Source organism: Streptomyces sp. SID5469 (genome assembly GCF_009862865.1).
Taxonomy (GTDB): domain Bacteria; phylum Actinomycetota; class Actinomycetes; order Streptomycetales; family Streptomycetaceae; genus Streptomyces; species Streptomyces avermitilis.
The window spans coordinates 1,082,840-1,099,922 of the sequence record NZ_WWIN01000001.1 but is presented as its reverse complement, the minus strand read 5'-3'; the positions used below and the strand labels follow the sequence as shown (position 1 = coordinate 1,099,922).

Annotated in this window: 15 protein-coding genes and 1 pseudogene; 6 read left to right on the top strand and 10 right to left on the bottom strand. The window is 69.7% G+C overall.

Annotated elements, in window-relative coordinates; translation table 11 throughout:
- The first annotated feature begins 45 nt into the window (after positions 1–45).
- The 3 genes and pseudogenes from kdpB to GTY58_RS40430 all read left to right on the top strand — a co-directional run.
- The gene (gene kdpB / locus GTY58_RS04895) at positions 46–2,130 is read left to right on the top strand and encodes a potassium-transporting ATPase subunit KdpB (RefSeq protein WP_010982356.1); all 2,085 of its coding nucleotides are present in this window, start codon (positions 46–48) and stop codon (positions 2,128–2,130) included.
- A gap of 24 nt (positions 2,131–2,154) precedes the next feature.
- On the top strand, positions 2,155–2,823 hold the full coding sequence (locus GTY58_RS04890) for a potassium-transporting ATPase subunit C (RefSeq protein ID WP_010982355.1): 669 nt from the start codon (positions 2,155–2,157) through the stop codon (positions 2,821–2,823).
- 142 nt (positions 2,824–2,965) lie between these two features.
- Positions 2,966–3,183 (top strand): annotated as a pseudogene (locus GTY58_RS40430) (response regulator); the annotation flags it as partial.
- A gap of 359 nt (positions 3,184–3,542) precedes the next feature.
- Here GTY58_RS40430 and lysA read toward each other — a convergent pair.
- The 4 genes from lysA to GTY58_RS04865 form a co-directional block, all read right to left on the bottom strand.
- Positions 3,543–4,943 carry a diaminopimelate decarboxylase gene (lysA, locus tag GTY58_RS04880; RefSeq protein ID WP_010982354.1) on the bottom strand — a complete coding sequence of 467 codons (1,401 nt, stop codon included), beginning with the start codon at positions 4,941–4,943 and terminating at the stop codon, positions 3,543–3,545.
- Between the two features lie 9 nt (positions 4,944–4,952).
- Complete coding sequence (locus GTY58_RS04875) at positions 4,953–5,369, bottom strand: SAV_915 family protein (RefSeq protein WP_010982353.1); 417 nt, start codon at positions 5,367–5,369, stop codon at positions 4,953–4,955.
- A 266-nt stretch (positions 5,370–5,635) separates the two neighbouring features.
- Complete coding sequence (locus GTY58_RS04870) at positions 5,636–6,172, bottom strand: universal stress protein (protein WP_037651590.1); 537 nt, start codon at positions 6,170–6,172, stop codon at positions 5,636–5,638.
- A 232-nt stretch (positions 6,173–6,404) separates the two neighbouring features.
- The gene (locus GTY58_RS04865) at positions 6,405–6,986 is read right to left on the bottom strand and encodes a TetR family transcriptional regulator (RefSeq protein WP_010982351.1); all 582 of its coding nucleotides are present in this window, start codon (positions 6,984–6,986) and stop codon (positions 6,405–6,407) included.
- 117 nt (positions 6,987–7,103) lie between these two features.
- Between GTY58_RS04865 and GTY58_RS04860 the strand changes: the two genes are divergently transcribed.
- On the top strand, positions 7,104–8,234 hold the full coding sequence (locus tag GTY58_RS04860) for an FAD-dependent monooxygenase (RefSeq protein WP_010982350.1): 1,131 nt from the start codon (positions 7,104–7,106) through the stop codon (positions 8,232–8,234).
- Positions 8,235–8,627: 393 nt separating this feature from the next.
- On the opposite strand, the gene GTY58_RS04855 is transcribed toward GTY58_RS04860, so the two are convergent.
- From GTY58_RS04855 to GTY58_RS04840, 4 genes are all read right to left on the bottom strand, one after another.
- The gene (locus GTY58_RS04855; protein WP_010982349.1) at positions 8,628–9,395 is read right to left on the bottom strand and encodes an SDR family NAD(P)-dependent oxidoreductase; all 768 of its coding nucleotides are present in this window, start codon (positions 9,393–9,395) and stop codon (positions 8,628–8,630) included.
- Positions 9,396–9,645: 250 nt separating this feature from the next.
- Positions 9,646–10,227 carry an NAD(P)H-dependent oxidoreductase gene (locus tag GTY58_RS04850; protein ID WP_010982348.1) on the bottom strand — a complete coding sequence of 194 codons (582 nt, stop codon included), beginning with the start codon at positions 10,225–10,227 and terminating at the stop codon, positions 9,646–9,648.
- A gap of 160 nt (positions 10,228–10,387) precedes the next feature.
- Positions 10,388–11,311: an RNA polymerase sigma-70 factor gene (locus GTY58_RS04845; protein WP_010982347.1), complete on the bottom strand. Its 924-nt coding sequence runs from the start codon at positions 11,309–11,311 to the stop codon at positions 10,388–10,390.
- Positions 11,308–12,240 (bottom strand): NAD(P)-dependent oxidoreductase, encoded by a 933-nt coding sequence (locus GTY58_RS04840; RefSeq protein ID WP_037651609.1) that lies wholly within the window; start codon positions 12,238–12,240, stop codon positions 11,308–11,310. The genes GTY58_RS04845 and GTY58_RS04840 overlap by 4 nt, the downstream gene beginning before the upstream one ends.
- 402 nt (positions 12,241–12,642) lie before the next feature.
- On the opposite strand from GTY58_RS04840, the gene GTY58_RS39475 reads away from it, so the two are divergent.
- Both GTY58_RS39475 and GTY58_RS04835 read left to right on the top strand, forming a co-directional pair.
- The gene (locus GTY58_RS39475; RefSeq protein WP_042492744.1) at positions 12,643–13,197 is read left to right on the top strand and encodes a hypothetical protein; all 555 of its coding nucleotides are present in this window, start codon (positions 12,643–12,645) and stop codon (positions 13,195–13,197) included.
- Positions 13,198–13,358: 161 nt separating this feature from the next.
- Positions 13,359–14,900: an alpha/beta hydrolase gene (locus GTY58_RS04835; RefSeq protein ID WP_010982344.1), complete on the top strand. Its 1,542-nt coding sequence runs from the start codon at positions 13,359–13,361 to the stop codon at positions 14,898–14,900.
- Positions 14,901–15,032: 132 nt separating this feature from the next.
- Here GTY58_RS04835 and GTY58_RS04830 read toward each other — a convergent pair whose 3' ends face one another.
- Positions 15,033–15,212 carry a hypothetical protein gene (locus GTY58_RS04830; RefSeq protein ID WP_037651588.1) on the bottom strand — a complete coding sequence of 60 codons (180 nt, stop codon included), beginning with the start codon at positions 15,210–15,212 and terminating at the stop codon, positions 15,033–15,035.
- Positions 15,213–16,046: 834 nt separating this feature from the next.
- Positions 16,047–17,057, bottom strand: a complete 1,011-nt coding sequence (locus tag GTY58_RS04825) for an aldo/keto reductase (protein ID WP_010982342.1) — start codon at positions 17,055–17,057, stop codon at positions 16,047–16,049.
- Positions 17,058–17,083 lie beyond the last annotated feature (26 nt).

The following is a 17,083-nucleotide window of genomic DNA, read 5'->3' as shown; positions in this document are numbered from 1 at the left end:
GAGACCCGTACGGAGAAGACCCGTACAGAAAACGACGAGGACTCGATGTCCACAGCCACTCCGACCCGGGCACCGCACAGCGATGTGCCGACCGGCCACAAGGACGAAGGACGTGTCGGCGCGGGGCTCTTCGACCCCAAGCAACTGCTCAAGTCGCTGCCGGACGCCTTCCGCAAGCTCGACCCGCGGGTGATGGTCAAGTCACCCGTGATGTTCGTGGTGTTGGTCGGTTCGGTCCTGACGACGGTGTTCTCCTTCAAGGACCCGGGCGACTGGTTCGGCTGGGCGATCAGCGCCTGGCTGTGGCTGACCGTGATCTTCGCCAACCTGGCGGAGGCGGTCGCCGAGGGCCGAGGCAAGGCGCAGGCGGACACCCTGCGCAGGGCGAAGACGGACACCGTGGCGCGCAGGGCCGACGGGACCGTGGTCCCCGGCACCGAGCTGCGCGTCGGTGACCTGGTCGTGTGCGAGGCGGGCGACATCATCCCCGGCGACGGTGACGTCGTCGAGGGCGTGGCGTCCGTGGACGAGTCGGCGATCACCGGCGAGTCGGCCCCGGTGATCCGCGAGTCCGGCGGCGACCGCTCGGCCGTCACCGGCGGTACGAAGGTCCTCTCCGACCGCATCGTCATCAAGATCACGACAAAGCCCGGCGAGACATTCATCGACCGGATGATCGCCCTGGTCGAGGGCGCCGCACGGCAGAAGACGCCCAACGAGATCGCTCTGAACATCCTTCTCGCGTCCCTCACGATCGTCTTCCTGCTCGCGGTGGCCACGCTGCCCCCGTTCGCCGACTACGCGGGTACGCACCTCACGATGGTCGTGCTGGTGGCCCTGCTGGTCTGCCTGATCCCGACGACGATCGGCGCCCTGCTCTCCGCGATCGGTATCGCGGGCATGGACCGGCTGGTGCAGCGCAACGTCCTGGCCATGTCCGGCAGGGCGGTCGAGGCGGCGGGCGACGTGTCGACCCTGCTCCTCGACAAGACCGGAACCATCACCCTCGGCAACCGCCAGGCCTCCGAGTTCGTACCGGTGACCGGCACCACCGAGGCCGAGGTCGCGGACGCCGCCCAGCTCTCCTCGCTGGCCGACGAGACGCCCGAGGGCCGCTCCATCGTCGTACTGGCGAAGGAGACGTACGGGCTGCGCGAGCGCCACCAGGGCGAGCTCTCCGGCGCCGAGTGGATCGCCTTCACCGCCCAGACCCGGATGTCGGGTGTGGACATCGACGGGCGCAAGATCCGCAAGGGCGCGGCCGGGTCGGTCATCGCCTGGGTGCGGGAACAGGGCGGGGAGGTGTCCGAGGACGCCGACACGCTGGCCAACCGGATCTCCGAGGCGGGCGGTACGCCGCTGCTCGTGGCCGTCGAGGACGCCGACGGTGCGCGGATCCTCGGCGTCATCCACCTCAAGGACGTGGTCAAGGAGGGCATGCGCGAGCGGTTCGACGAGCTGCGCCGCATGGGCATCAAGACCGTCATGATCACGGGTGACAACCCGCTGACGGCCAAGGCGATCGCTGAGGAGGCCGGCGTCGACGACTTCCTCGCGGAGGCGACTCCCGAGGACAAGATGGCGCTCATCAAACGGGAGCAGTCGGGCGGCAAGCTCGTCGCGATGACCGGCGACGGCACGAACGACGCGCCGGCGCTGGCCCAGGCCGACGTGGGTGTGGCCATGAACACCGGTACCTCGGCCGCCAAGGAGGCCGGGAACATGGTGGACCTGGACTCCAACCCCACCAAGCTCATCGAGATCGTGGAGATCGGCAAGCAGTTGCTGATCACCCGTGGCGCGCTGACGACGTTCTCGATCGCCAATGACGTGGCGAAGTACTTCGCGATCATCCCGGCGCTATTCGCGGTGGTCTATCCGGGCCTGGACAAGCTGAACATCATGCAGCTGTCCTCGCCGGACTCCGCGATCCTGTCCGCGGTCATCTTCAACGCGCTGATCATCATCGCACTGGTGCCGCTCGCGCTGCGGGGTGTGCGGTACCGGCCGGTGAGCGCGGACAGGATGCTCCGCCGCAACCTCGGGATCTACGGTCTCGGCGGCCTCGTCGCGCCCTTCATCGGCATCAAGATCATCGACCTGCTCATCTCCCTCATCCCCGGGCTGTAATTTTTTGAAAGCGTGCTGATCACAATGAACAACTCGGTTACGAACACGGCCCGGTTGCTCTGGGCCGGCCTGCGATCCCTCCTGGTGCTCACCGTGGTGACAGGCGTCCTCTATCCGCTCGCCGTCACCGGTGTCGCCCAGGGCCTGTTCTCGGACCAGGCGAACGGCTCGGAGATCAAGGCGGACGGCAAGGTCGTCGGCTCCTCGCTGATCGGCCAGGCGTACAACTTGCCGCTGAAGAAGGGCCAGGAGACCCCGGAGCCCGACCTGAAGTGGTTCCAGGGGCGTCCGGCGAACGGGCTGGGCACCAACAGCGTCAACACCCAGTACTCGCTGATCCTGTCCGGTGCGACCAACCGTTCCGGTGACAACGCCGATCTGATCAAGTGGGTCAAGGACGCCAAGGCCGCGGTCGTCAAGGACAACTCGACCGCCGACCACAAGGTCAAGCCGTCCGACGTCCCCGCCGACGCGGTGACGTCGTCCGGCTCCGGCCTGGACCCGGACATCTCCCCCGAGTACGCGGACCTTCAGGTGCACCGGATCGCGGAGCAGAACCACCTGGCCGTCGCCCCGGTGCAGAAACTGGTCGACGAGCACACCGACGGCCGTACCCTCGGCTTCATCGGTGAGCCCCGCGTCAACGTCCTCGAACTCAACATCGCGCTCAAGGAACTCGTGGCGACGAGCTGACGGCCTTACGCGCTCCACGCGGGAGTTGACGCATCGGGAGACATCCCGATGCGTCAACTCCCGCCGCCATGACGCCGGTTCCGGCAGTGACGCCGGTTCCGGCAGGCTCCAGCCCTCCGCGCAACAGGAAGGGAGCACACCGATGACCCGGGTCCTGGTGGTGGAGGACGGTCCACAGTTCGTCCGGGCCCTCGTGATCAACCTGCGGGCCCGCCGGTACGGAGCGGACGCGGCCCCCGACGGCGCCACCGCGCTCCGCCGTGCCGCCGCGCGCCGGCCCGAAGTGGTCGTCCTCGACCTGGGCTGCCCGACATGGACGGCACGGACGTCATCAAGGCCCTGCGCGGCTGGACCCGTGTCCGCCGGCCCTGCGCCGGAGGATGGCGCACGCCAACATCTGCAACTCCGAGAAGGCCGACGCGGCCCACGTGCTCCTCCGGCTGCTCGGCGTTGACCGGTGTGGAGGCCATCGCCAACGGCGTGCCCGCCTTCCGAGAGCCGCGCGTGAAACGGGCGCGGCGAACTGAGCCGATGCCGGGTGCGCTGCTCGGGCTGGTGCCGATCGGGTCGGCCGTGCTGATCAGCTGTGACCGTGTGGCCCCGCGCGGCGCGTGACCGTGGATCGTTCGGGCTGCCGGCGGCATGCGTGGAGCGGCCTCCGACGAGGGGGAGCTTCGGCGGAGGCCGGGTGGTGGGGGCCGGGCGGTGGGAGCTCGGTGCTACAGGCCGACGTCCCGACGGCTCATGTCGTCCAGCGATTCACGCCGTACGAGAACGCGCGCGATGCCGTCGGACACCGCGACGACCGGAGGCCGGCCGACCAGGTTGTAACCGGAGGTCATGGACAGGTGGTAGGCCCCGGCCGCGGGCACCGCGAGCAGGTCCCCGGGGCGTACGTCGCCCGGGAGCGCCACCCCGTCGGCGAGGACGTCGCCCGCCTCGCAGTGCCGGCCCACGACAGTGACGAAACGGGACGGGGCGGAGGAGGGGCGGCCGATGAGCCGGGGCGCGTACCGCACTCCGTACAGCGCGGGCCTCGGGTTGTCGCTCATGCCGCCGTCGACGGCGACGAAGGTGTGCTCGCCGGTGCGCTTGACCGCGAGGACACGGTAGACGGCGACGCCCGCGGGGCCGACGACCGCCCGGCCGGGTTCGATGGTGAGCCGCGGCACGGGAAGTCGGGCCCGTGCGCAGCCGTCCTCCAGCTCGGCGCGGACCCGGCCGGCCAGCACGCCCACGTTCATGGTCTCGTCGCCGGGCCGGTAGGCGATGGCGTGCCCGCCGCCGATGTTCAGCTGCGGCAGGATGACCCCGTGCTGGTCCCTTACCCGGGCCATCAGTCCGACCATGCGCCGCACGGCGGCGACGTACGGCTTCACGGCGGCGATCTGCGAGCCGATGTGGCAGTGCAGGCCGACGAGTTCGAGGTGCGGCTGGTCCAGTATCCGGGTGATGGCGTGCTGCGCGGATCCGTCCGTGAGGGACAGGCCGAAGTTCTGGTCGTCGGTGCCGGTGCGTATCTTGGTGTGTCCGCCGGCCGCGATGCCGGGCACCACCCGCACCATGACCTTCTGGCGGGTGTCGCAGGGTGTGATCGCGGCAAGGCGCGCGATCTCCGAGGCGCTGTCCACGACGATGCGTCCGACACCGAGCCGCAGGGCGGTGCGCAGGTCCTCGGGGCTCTTGGCATTGCCGTGCATCACGATCTTCTCCGGCGGGAAGCCGGTGGTGACGGCGAGCGCCAGCTCCCCGGCGGAGCAGACGTCCAGGCCGAGGCCCTCCTCCTGCACCCAGTGCGCCATCGCACGGCACAGGAACGCCTTGGCCGCGTAGACGACGTCGGCTTCGGGGAACGCCGTGCGGTACGTACGGCAGCGTTCCCGTACCTCCTGCTCGTCGAGCACGTACACGGGGGTGCCGAAGCGGTCGGCCGCCTCGGTGAGGGAGACACCGCCGACACAGACGTCGCCGTCGGCTTCGGGGCGTGCGGAGCGGGGCCAGACGGACAGGCCGTCGGTGTCGCCGAGGAGCCGGGACAGGGTCTGGGGATCCGAGGGCGGCAAGGCCGGGACCGACGGCGGAAGCGCGGACGGAAGGGACGACGGAACAGAAACTGACATGGCGTCTCCTCAGCCGATCAGCAGGTTCAGGCACGCGACGACGGCAGCGGCACCAGTCACCCGCAGGGCACCGACGCGCCGGGGATGCAGGCGTCGCCAGGAATTCTCGTGCTCACGGATTGTGGCCGCGGTGCGGTCGGCCGCGGGGGCGGAGAAGGGCGGGTCGACGGTGAGGGCCGTGACACCCAGGGGTGCGGCGAGTGCGCGCAGCGCGGGCTCGGAAAGCCTGATGCAGGCCTGGTCCGTGCCCAGCGTGGCGGTGAGCTTCGCCGCCGAGGTGAAACCGACGGCCGTACGGCCGCCCAGGGGGGTGCGGAAGAACCGGGCCGTACAGCCCGCGGGCCCCGACCGGACAGGGACGTGGAGAAGTCCGGCCGGGAAGCGTTCAGAGGGCTCGGGGTCCTCGGAATACTCGACTGGAGACATCGTGCTGCTCCTCGAAGAAGGCTGTGTGCGCCGCTCGGTCGGACTGACCGGGGCGCTCCAGTGAAGCTATGCCCGCCGGTCCGGGGACGGGCCCCTTCACTGACGGATGTTTGACGCGAAGCGCCGGACCCGTAACGCGACCCTGACACGGCACGGAGTTGGCTGTGTGTTCGACCGCACGACATCGTCAAGAGGACCCTTGAGGCGCCGCGGCCCGACACCGTGCCCGGCGCGGTTCTGGGACACCACCGGTCCGGCACGCCCGGTCAGGGCCTGCCGTCCGTCAATTCCCGGGCATCGAGCGGCAGTCGAAGGCTGATGCGGCGGTGCACGGAGGCGAGCTCGCCCTGTAGGGGTGAGGGCGGTACGGCCAGGACCGGACAGGCGGCGTGGGCGACGCAGTACCGGGCGACCGACGGGAACAGAGCACGGTGCATCCTCCCGCGGTACCCCGCGCCGACCACGAGGAGGTCGTCGGCCCGGTCCGCGGTCTCCACCAGTGCGCGCCCTGGAGTGCCCCGTGCGACCAGGCCCTGGAACGGAACCCCAGGCCCCGCGTCGCCGAAGGCCGTGCGGAGAGCGGCGAGCAGTCGCTCGCCCGCCTCCTGCCGAAAGTCGGTCGCCGGCGACGCGAGCAGCGATCGCCGGTGGGCGAGATCACCGCCAGGCGGTTCCCAGGCCAGTACGGCCAGCAGCTCGGCGCGGCTACGACGGGCCTCGTGGGCGGCCCGGTGCAAGGCCGCCAGGCTGCCCAGCGAACCACTTACTCCGGCAACGATGCGCCGCCCCTCGACATCGCCCATCGCTCGATCACCCCTCGGTGCGCAACCACACGGATATCCGAGTCCCATCGAAGTGCCCGGGGCGGCAGCGGACCGCGCTGTTGGCGGCTACCTGATGTCCGGGGCACGATTCATGACGCTCTTCTGACGATGGGCACGGCGATGAGGGCGGCGATGGCGCTGACGCGTCCCGACCTGTGAGCCGGGCGGCCGGTGGGTATGTCTGGTCGCCGCCCACCACGGTGACTTTGACCTAGCTCGACTCAAGAGTGGCCTTGATGGCCGGCGCGAGGCCGTCTTCGATCTCGTCCCGTGTGAGTGCGGTCACCGCAGGAAGGCGCAGCAGGTAGCGGGTCAGCCCGAGGCCGAGGAGCTGGGAGGAGATCAGGCCGGCCCGGCGTGCGGCGAGCTCGGGGCCCAGGGCGGAGGCCAGTGACGGGGCGATCTGGGTCGCGAAGATCTCGTGCATCCGGGCCGCGGCATGTTCATTGGTGACCGCCGAGCGCAGCAGGACCAGCAGCGCGTCGTCGGCCGGGTCGCCCTCCCAGCGGTCGAGGAAGTGCCGCACCAGCGCCCGTGCCAGCTCGTCCGGCGCGACGGCGGTGAGGTCCGGCAGTCGCAGGTCGATGGCCAGCGCCATGTCGAAGAGCTGTGCCTTGTTGCCGAAGTAGCGCATGACCATCGAGGGGTCGATGTCGGCGTCGGCGGCTACGGCGCGGATGGTGGTGCGTTCGTAGCCCTGGGCGGCGAATCGCTCACGTGCGGCGCGCAGGATCGCGGCCCTGGTCCGGTCGGAACGCTTGTCTGTGCTGGTGATCTCAGTACCCGACGTCATGCCAACAATCGTAGGCCAACAGCGGTTGACTTTCCAATGTCGAGCCGGGCACTCTGTCAACGAACGTAGGCCAACGCTTGTTGGCTTTCCGTCTGGATGTGAACGGAAGACTCCGCCATGGACACCACCCCACTCCCCGCCCGCACCGAGGTCGCCATCGTCGGCGCCGGCCCCGCGGGCCTTGCGCTCGCCGTCACGCTCGCCGCCTCCGGCATCGACTTCGTCGTTCTGGACCGGCTGGCGGAGGGCGCGAACACCTCGCGTGCCGCCGTTGTGCATGCCCGCACCCTGGAGGTCCTGGACGAGCTGGGAGCCTCCGAGGAGCTGATCGCGCGCGGCATCCAGGTCACCCGGTTCGCCGTCCGTGACGGCTCCCGCCGGCTGCTGACCGTGCCGTTCGACAAGCTGCCCACAGCCCACCCGTACACGCTGATGGTTCCCCAGTACGAGACCGAGAGTGTGCTGCTGGCCCGGCTGCGGGCGCTCGGCGGTGATGTGCACCGCCCGCACGAGGTCACTTCGGTCGTCCAGGACGAGGACGGTGTGACGCTCACCATGAGCACCGGGCAGACGCTGCGCGCCGGGTACGCCGTCGGCACCGACGGCATGCACAGCACTGTGCGTGAAGCGTCGGGCATCGGGTTCACCGGTAGTGCCTACAGCGAGTCCTTCGTGCTCGCCGATGTCGTGATGGACTGGGCTCCGGGCCCCAGCGAGGTGTCGCTCACCTTCGGCACCGCGGGTCTCACCGTCGTCGCCCCGCTCCCCGGCGGCCACTACCGGGTCGTCGCCACCGTGGACGACGCTCCGGACACCCCCGACCTCGCCTTCGTCCAGCAGCTGTTGGACGAGCGCGCCCCCGGCCAGGCCAAGGTCACGGGCCTTGCCTGGTCCTCACGTTTCCGGGTGCACCACCGGGTCGCCGACCACTACCGGGTAGGCCGTGTGCTGCTGGCCGGAGACGCCGCGCATGTGCACAGCCCCGCCGGTGGTCAGGGGATGAACACCGGTATCCAGGACGGCCACGCCCTGGGCCGGGCGTTCGCCACCGGGCAGCTCGACGGCTACGAGGCCCGGCGCCGCCCGGTCGCCCAGCGGGTGGTCGCCTTCACCGACCGGATGACCCGCATCGCCACCACCCACAGCGCCATCGCCCGCGGCGCCCGCAACATCGTGCTTCCCCTGCTCGGCCACACGGGCCTGCCCAAGAAACTCGCCACCGAACTCGCCGAGCTCAACTACCGGTAGAGATACCCGTAGCGGTCACTTCGTTTCGAAGCCGCGGCGAGCGCCTGCGTCTTGCCCCGGAGCGCACCGTGGTGACGCGCGTTCAGGCACCAGGAGCAGCGTGCTGTCGCCGAAGACAGCATGGCCATCACCAACTGGCTCACGAAGTGCCGAGGATGATGTCTACTTCGCCAATCATCGCCGACCCGTGCCCGCTGACCGGCTCCAGTGCCGCTTGCGCGGCCGCTGGTTGCGGTCGCCGGGCGGCCGTCACGCTGAATGGCCTTCAGTTGCCGTGAACCGGCTGGCCTCACCGGGTGTGAGTAGTTGCGGTACGGGAAATCCCGGTGAGATTGATCTGGCCTTGTTTACCGGCCTGGCCGGACTGGTAGTCGCCGCTGTCCAGGGGCACCGTCACCAGGGCACCGGGCCGTCCTCACTGAAGAACCCGCCGGTCGGCCCGTCCGCGCCGAGCGTGGCCAGGCGCACCAGGGCCGCGGCGCCCTGCGCGACCGTAAGGTACCCGCTGTGGTTGTTGATCTCCGTGTCGACGTAGCCGGGGTCGGCGGCGTTGACGAGAAAGCCGTTCTTCCGCAGTTCGTTGGCGTATTGCACGGTCAGCGCGTTCAGCGCGGTCTTGGAGGGCGTGTACGCGGCCGACGTCGGCAGCCCCGTGAGCGGGCCGTCCGGGTCACTGGCGATGGTCAGCGACCCGGCGGCGCTGCTGACGTTGACGATCCGCGGCGCCGGTGACCGCCGCAGCAGCGGGAGCATGGCGTTGGTCACCGCGATCACCCCGAAGACGTTGGTCTCGAACACCGCCCGGACCATGTCCAGGTTCACGGAGCTGGGGACTTGATCGTGGGCGTCTTCGGGTGAGACCTGTCCGGAGCCGGTGATGCCGGCGTTGTTGATCAGCACGTCGAGGTGGCCGAAGCGCTCGTCGATCTGCTGTGCGGCCGCCCGGGCGGTGGCCTGGTCGGTGACGTCCAAGGTGACCTGGTGCGCGTTGCCGCCTGCCGCGCGCAACGCCGCAGCGGCTTCCTCGCCACGCCGTGGGTCTCGGGCGCCGATCAGGACCGTCATGCCCAGCGCGGCGAGTTGCTCGGCAGCCGCCCGGCCGATCCCCTTGTTCGCCCCGGTGATCAGCGCGATCTTCTGGTGTGTGGCGTGTTCGATCACGGCCAGCTCCTTGCTGGGGGATGGTGGTGTCCAGCGACTTGCGCAGGGACCCGAAGCCGCCGCCTCGATTGAGGGAGGTCGGTCGAGGGAGGTCGGTGACGATGGAGATCAGGTCCTGCTGCCGGTGCAGTAGGCAGCGGGTTCGGTGATCGGACCGACAGGCCGGTCCGTACCCCGGCGCGGGGCCGGGGCACGGACCGCCACCGTTCGCACAGCGGCTTCGACTTGTAGGGGATGGGCTTTTCGCCGTTCAGGCAGCAGCCGGGGATGCCGCGCGCAGCGGGCCGAGCGCCTTCGCCCACGCCAGCAGCTCGTCGACCAGCCCGTGTACCTCCGCGACATGCAGTTCCTGCGGCTGGAAGTCGGCAAAGGCCACGAAGTCCTCGCGTAGCGACAGCGCCACCTGAGGCCCGATGTCCGCCATTCGCAACGGGCCCGCCTGCGCGCGCAGCTTCTGTACGGCCATGACCGCGCCGAAGATGCCGTAGCCGACGTAAGCGACCGCCTTGCCGCCCCACTCTTCGTAGAGGTAGTCGATGGCATTGGTCAGGGCGGCGGGCGGGGCGGTGTTGTACTCGGGTGTGACGACGATGAAGGCGTCGCACGAGCCGATCCGCTCGGCCCATCGCCGGGTGTGCGGCTGCCGGCCCGGCGCCATGGCCGCCGGCACGGGCTCGTCGAGCAGCGGCAGCGCGTGGTCCTTCAGGTCCACGAGCTCGAAGTCCGCGGCGTCGCCCGCGTGTTCAGCCGCCAGATCCCGCACCCATTGGGCCACCCGGTCGCCGTTCCGGCCGGGGCGGGTGCTGCCGATGATGATGCCGATCCTGATCATGTCCGATTCTCCTGTTCTGGTTCTGGTGCGCTGAACCTGTGGCTGCTTGGTTTCTTGTCGGGGCGCGGCAAGCCGTCGCCGCCGCTGCTTCCCCGAGGGGTTTTCCGGCCCGCCTGCCGCACCCGGCACCACGGGTCCGCAGCGCAGTGAGCTCTTCGGGTCACTCCGGGTCCGGACGGACCTGCTGCGTTTCGCGCAGGACCGCCCACGCGTCCGCCACGGGGCCCAGGTGCCCGAGCTTGTCGGGGTTGCTCACCGTGCGGATCGCCTGGATCTGCCCGCCGAGGATGTCGAGTGTCCAGGTGTTGAGGACCTTGCCGTCCCGGTCGCGGAAGAGCGCGCCCGGCTGACCGTTCACCTGGTGCGGGTCCACGACGCCGCCGATCCGGAAGAACGGCGGGAAGAGGGTGGCCAGCATCTGGGACACCTGGCCGACGCCGAAGAAGCCCCTGGCCCACTGCGGGGCCTTGCCGCCGCCGTCCCCGACCAGCGACACGTCGGCGGCGAGGAGTTCCCGCAGCCCGTCGACGTTCCCCTCCCGCAAGGCCTCGAAGAACCGCTCGGCGAGCTCCTCGCGCTCCTTGCGGTCGGCCTCGAACCGGGGCCGGCCCGCGTCCATGTGGCGGCGCGCCCGCACCGCGAGCTGGCGGCACGCCGCCTCCGACCTGCCCACCGCCGAGGCGATCTCCGGGAAGCCGAAGGCGAACACCTCCCGCAGCACGAAGACCGCCCGCTCGAGCGGGCTGAGCCGCTCCAGCAGCAACAGGGCCGCCATCGACAGCGAGTCGGCCAGCTCCGCCGACTGCTCCGGGTCCTCGTAGGGGTCGGTGAGCAGTGGCTCGGGGAACCACGGCCCGACGTACTCCTCCCGCCGCATGCGGGCCGAGCGCAGCACGTCGATGGAGACCCGGGTGACCACGGCCGACAGGAACGCCCTGGCTGACGCGGGCCTGGCCGGGGAGAGCTCGTAGCGCAGCCAGGTCTCCTGGACCGCGTCCTCGGCCTCGCTCACGCTGCCCAGGATCCGGTAGGCGACGGAGAACAGCAGCGGCCGCAGCTCTTCGAACTCCTCGGTCCGGGTCACGACAGCCCTTCCTTGAAGCCCTGTCGCCACGACGGATAGCGCAGCTCCCAGCCGAGCTCCCGCTTGGCCTTGGCGTTGGAGAAGCCGCGGCCCTCGGTCATCATCGTCACCACCACATCTCCGGCCAGCAGCCGGGCCAGCCACCTGGGGACCCGCATCGGCGGCTTCGCCCCCGCGCACGCCGCCAGCCAGGGCAGCCATTCGCTCTCCGGGGCCGGTTCGTCGTCGACGATGTTGAACACCCCTCTCGTCTTCTGCTCCACGGCCAGGACCGTGGCGCTCGCCGCGTCGTCGAGATGCACCCACGAGGCGTAGCCGGTGCCGTCCCCGACCAGCGGGAACTGCCGCTTGCGCACGAGCACGAGCTGGTCGTCGGTGGCGCCCGGTCCGTAGAACGCGCCGTAACGCATCACCGCGCCGTCGGCCTTGAGAACCGCGTCCTCGACGTGGCGGAGCGCCGCCATCGCCGTATACGCAGCCGTCCCCTCGTGCAGGTCCAGCGCGTCCTCCTCGGTCTTCACCCATCCGCCCTCGCGGATTCCGTTCCAGTTGGCGTATCCCTGCGCGACGAAGTGCGCTACGCCGGTCGCCTCGGCCGCGGCCAACAGGTGGTCCGTCCCCTCGGTGCGCAGCCGGACGGTGGGGACGGACCACCGGTCGAAATGCTTCAGGTCGGGCTTGCCGGCGTGCGCCATGGAAATGCCGGTCATCTGGTGCACGATCACGTCCGGCCGGGCGGCCGCCACCGCCTCACCGACGGACACCGCGTCCAGCCCGTCCATCACCACCGCCTCGCCACCCAGGCGCTCCACCAGGCCGAGTTTGGCTGCGCTCGTCGTCGTGGCCGTCACCTGGTGGCCACGAGCCACGAGCTGCGGCACCAGCCGCCGTCCCAGGACCCCGGTCCCGCCCGCCACGAACACCCGCATGACCATCACCTTCCTGTTCCCGAAGTTCGTCTCCGAGACCTGAGACGAGACAGCCCCGCCGTCTGTGACATCAGAGCAGCGGCGGGACGGGTGGCGAGCACGTGCCGCCGGTTCAGGGTGCGGTGCGGTGCGGTGTGACTGTGTCTCGCCTGGACGACCGTGAACGGAGCTGGATGAGACGGAAACTGAGACGGGCGGGTGTGGCAGGAGTGGTACGACGCAATGTGCTGCCGGTGGCGCGATGAGGCATGGTGCGCGAGATGCCGAGGGGGGACTGTGAGGGCAGGGTGAGCGAAGCGCTCCTGTCGACCAGGGCCTGTCCGGCGGATCTTCGTGGCGTCCCCGGTCGCATATGCTGAGGCCGTCGCTTCTGATACCCGGCGCCCCGTCAAGGAAGGCCAGTTGACTCCGCATTCCCTTGCGTTCTACATGGACGTGGTCGCCTCCGGAACGGTGCTCGGTGCCCATCCGACGGACAGTCCCGACCGGGTGACCGCGATGCTGGGTTCCGATTTCGCCGAGAACTCCCTTGACGACCACAGCATGTGGCGCGACTACGGAATGGCTGAGTTCTTCTGGATTCGGGAAACACCGGACCATCCTTGGGAGGGGCACCACTTCACCTTGCAGGTGCACCGGCTGTCGTACTCGGGCGGCAGCATCGTCAACAGGGCAATTCGCGACCGGTACGGGCGCTTCGACCGCCACCTCCGGTTCGACAAACTGGAGCGGCTGCTGGGGAAGCACGGTGCACCCCTGGAAGACGCCCCGGACGTGAATGCTCCGACCTTCACACGGCACTGGCAGCCTGCTTCACAGGTGTCCGTCATGGTGTTCCGGGCTCACGAAGAATGGCGACAGCGTCGGCGCGGCGACGACCGTATCGGAGATGTGTACGCCATCCAGTCACCCGCGCGACACCGAGGACCAGGCCGTGCTGCGCCCGCTGCCCCGTAAGCGGTCCGCGCCCCCGTACGAGCGGGTCCGCCATGGGCACTCTCGCGAGCCGTGCTGTCGGAGGCGGCTTGTACCCTGCACTCATTCGACGATCGGACGATCACGGGTCCGGGCATGCGGGCACGGGGCGGGCGTCCAGGGGCGGGAGCGCGGGGATTTCGATGAGTGACGCACATCCGATACGAAGCCGCGAACCGGGCCTCTCGGTCGGCGCGCGCATCATCGCCGTGGTCGTCCTCGTCGCGATCGGGGCCGTCAGCGCCTGGCTCCAGCACGACGCTCGCGGCCGAGATGCGGAGCCGCGTACGGAGTTCACCGCGAGCAACCCGCCCGCCGGTCTGCCCACCGCGCTCACCACCGGCCAGCACCTCCGCTGGTCCCGCTGCACCTCGCCGCCCACCGCGCGCACGGGCTACGACTGCGCCACCATGAAGGCCCCCCTCGACTACCGGAAACCGGACGGCAGGACGATCGACGTCGCCCTGATCCGCCGCAAGGCCACCGGCCCGAACGCCCGGCGCATCGGCTCGCTCGTCCTCAACTTCGGCGGCCCCGGCGTGTCCGGCGTGAGCGGACTGCCCGAGTTCCTCAACCAGTACGAGCCGCTCCTCGACCGCTACGACCTGGTCTCCTTCGACCCGCGCGGCGTCGGCGCGACCATCCCCGTGCGCTGCGGGAAGACCGCGGACGACGGGGCCGACGCCTGCGCCGAGCACTCCGGGGCGCTCCTCCCGTACATCGGCACCTCGCACACCGCGCGCGACCTCGACCTGATGCGCTACCTCCTCGGCGACGAGCGGCTGCACTACTTCGGCGTCTCGTACGGAACGGCGCTCGGCGCGGTCTACGCCCACCTGTACCCGTCGCACGTCGGACGGCTCGTCCTCGAAGCATCCGTCGATCCGACCGAGGACCTCGACGAGGAGCAGGTGTCGCAGGTCAAGGCGGTCCAGGCGGCGTTCGACCGGTTCGCCGCGCACTGCGCTGCCCGTATCCGCCACTGCCCGACCGGCGACGGGCCCGAGGAGGCCGCTCGACGCATGGCGCGCCTGGCCGACCGTCTGAAGAAGAAGCCCGCCCCGGCCGGCGGCGGAAGGAACCTCGACGCCGACGACCTCGCGCACGCAGTCAGCGAGCATCTCCGCCTCGGCACGGACGGCTGGGCGCCGCTCGCCAAGGCTCTGACCGCGCTGATCGACCACAGCGACGGCCGTCCGCTGAGCAAGAGCGCGGACGACATCGGCTCCGCCGACCGAGCGGCGACCCCACGCGACGACAGCCACGCCGCCCGGACCGCGATCACCTGCGCGGACTCCAGCCTGCGCCCGGACTTCGAACGTCTCGACCGGGACAAGGCCCGCGTCACAGCCGCCTCACCCGTCTTCGGCGCTGCCTGGTCCACCGGCGTCTACCTCTGTTACGACTGGCCGTTCGACGGCGAGCGCACCACGCTCCAGGTGAACGCCGACGGCGCGGCCCCCGTCCTGGTGGTCGGCGGCACCGGCGACCCGATCACCCCCTACCCCGGCGCCCGCCACATGGCCCGCGCCCTGGGCGACGGCGTCGGCGTCCTCCTGACGGCCGAGGAGGAGGGCCACGGCACCTACCCGCAGAACCGCTGCGTCAAGGAGACGGTCGACCACTACCTCCGCACGGGCCGCACCCCGGCCCCGGGGACGGTGTGCCGGGGCAGCATGTCCTGAGGCTACCGAACCCCGACCGAGGAGGAGTGGGACGCTTTCCTCGCCCACTTCGAGAAGCGGAAGGTGTCCATCGGCACCTGCGCTCGCGCCTTCGGATCCCCTTGTGTTCATGAGCACGCTTGTGTCAGATGCTCACTCCTCCGACCGGATCCGGCCCAACGGACAGGGCTCGTCGACATCCGCGACAACCTCATCGCGCGCATCGACGAAGCCGAGCGCGAAGGCTGGCTGGGCGAAGTCGAGGGACTCCAGGTCAGCCTCACCGGAGCAGAGGAGAAACTTGCCCAGCTCGACCGCCGCCGCGGCAGTCACGCCGTCGTCGACCTCGGCATTCCCACCCCATCCAGAGGCGCGAAGGACTCAACAGCAAAGGGAGACTGCTGAAACGGCTTCTGCGATCTTCGGCTTCGTGGGGGTCCTACTCGGCTCCTTCATTACGTCCGTCTTGCTCGAACCTGTTCAAGGCCGTCTACGAAGAACTTGACCGGATGCTCATCGAGTTCCACGAATCAGGCTCGTGGCCTACCCGCGAGTGGGAGACACCAACGGCTGAAGGCTGGTCGGAGGCTCTGCTCCAACTTCAACTCTTGGCAGCTCGGGTCCATAACGAGGGTCTGCGTGAACTCGCCCAGGAAATTCAGCATGCCGCGGGTGACGCGATCTGGGCGGCCGACCTCAACACCGCGCGCCAGCACTCCGAGCGCCTAGAGCCGCCCGAATCACCGAAGCCGAACAGGAGGGATGGCTCGGTGAGATCGAGGGACTGCAAGTCAGCCTGGCCAGCGCAGAGGAGAAGATCACCCAGCTTGACGCAGAGCAGGTCCGTCAACACCAAGTGATCGATCTCGGCATGCCCAGCTTCAGCCAGATCGCGACACGGATCAGTACGGCAAGAGGGCCATCAAGTTAACCAATTGACCAAACTCAGGAGCAGTCGGTGGACGTCAGCTACTTCGATGCCCACGGGCACGTCCCGCTGCGCGTGGCCCTGCTGCTGGCCGCGGTGGGGGCATCCTGCTCACCACGCTGGCGGGCAGCGCGCGGATCATGCAGTTGCGCGCGACCGCCCGCAAGCACCGCCGGGCCGACCACAGGGCTGTGAAGGCCGGGGCCAAGGACTCGTCGAAGGCCCGGCGGTAGCCCGGACTACCGGGAGCCCGCCACAGGCTGCCGCTTGTAGAAGGACTCCTCCAGGTAGGCGGCCTCGTGCGGCTGGTAGGGCTCCTCCAAGTAGGCGGCCTCGTCTTCGTCGAGTTCGACGTCCACCGCGGCGACCGCGTCGGCCAGCTGGGCCGGCTTGGTGACCCCGACGATGGGCGAGGTCACCGCCGGGTTGCGCATGACCCAGGCCAGGGCGACCTGGGCCGGGGACAGACCCCGCTTGCCCGCGATCTCGTGGACGCGCTCGGCCACTGCCTGGTCCTCGTCGCGGTAGAGGATCTTGCCGCCCGCGTCGGTCTCGGCACGCGCCGTGGCGGTGTCCCGGGCCCGCGTCAGCCTGCCCCGCGCCAGCGGGCTCCACGGGATCACGCCGATGCCCTGGTCGGCGCAGAGCGGGATCATCTCCCGCTCTGCTTCTCGGTGGATGAGGTTGTAGTGGTCCTGCATCGACGCGAACCGGGTCCAGCCGTTCAGGTCCGCCAGGTACAGGGCCTTGGCGAACTGCCAGGCGTACATGGAAGAGGCTCCGATGTAGCGGACCTTCCCGGACTTGACCGCGTCGTGCAGCGCCTCGAGGGTTTCCTCGATCGGGGTGTCGTAGTCCCAGCGGTGGATCTGGTACAGGTCGATGTAGTCGGTCCCCAGTCGCTTCAGGGAGGCGTCGAGCTCGGCGAAGATCGCCTTGCGGGACAGCCCGGCGCCGTTCGGGCCGGGGCGCATCCGCATCCAGACCTTGGTGGAGAGAACGACCTCCTCGCGCCGGGTGAAGTCCTTGACCGCCTGGCCGACGATCTCCTCGCTGCTTCCGGCGCTGTACCCATTGGCCGTGTCGAGGAAGTTGACGCCGCCCTCGAGGGCCTGCTTGATGATGTCCCGACTGGCGTCCGCGCCCAGCGACCAGGGCTCGCCGCCCCGGTCCGGCTCGCCGAAGCTCATGCAGCCGAGGGTGATGGCGGAGACTTCCAGTCCGGTCGTTCCGAGTTTGATGTATCGCATGCTTCCGAACCTAGGAGTTGGACTGC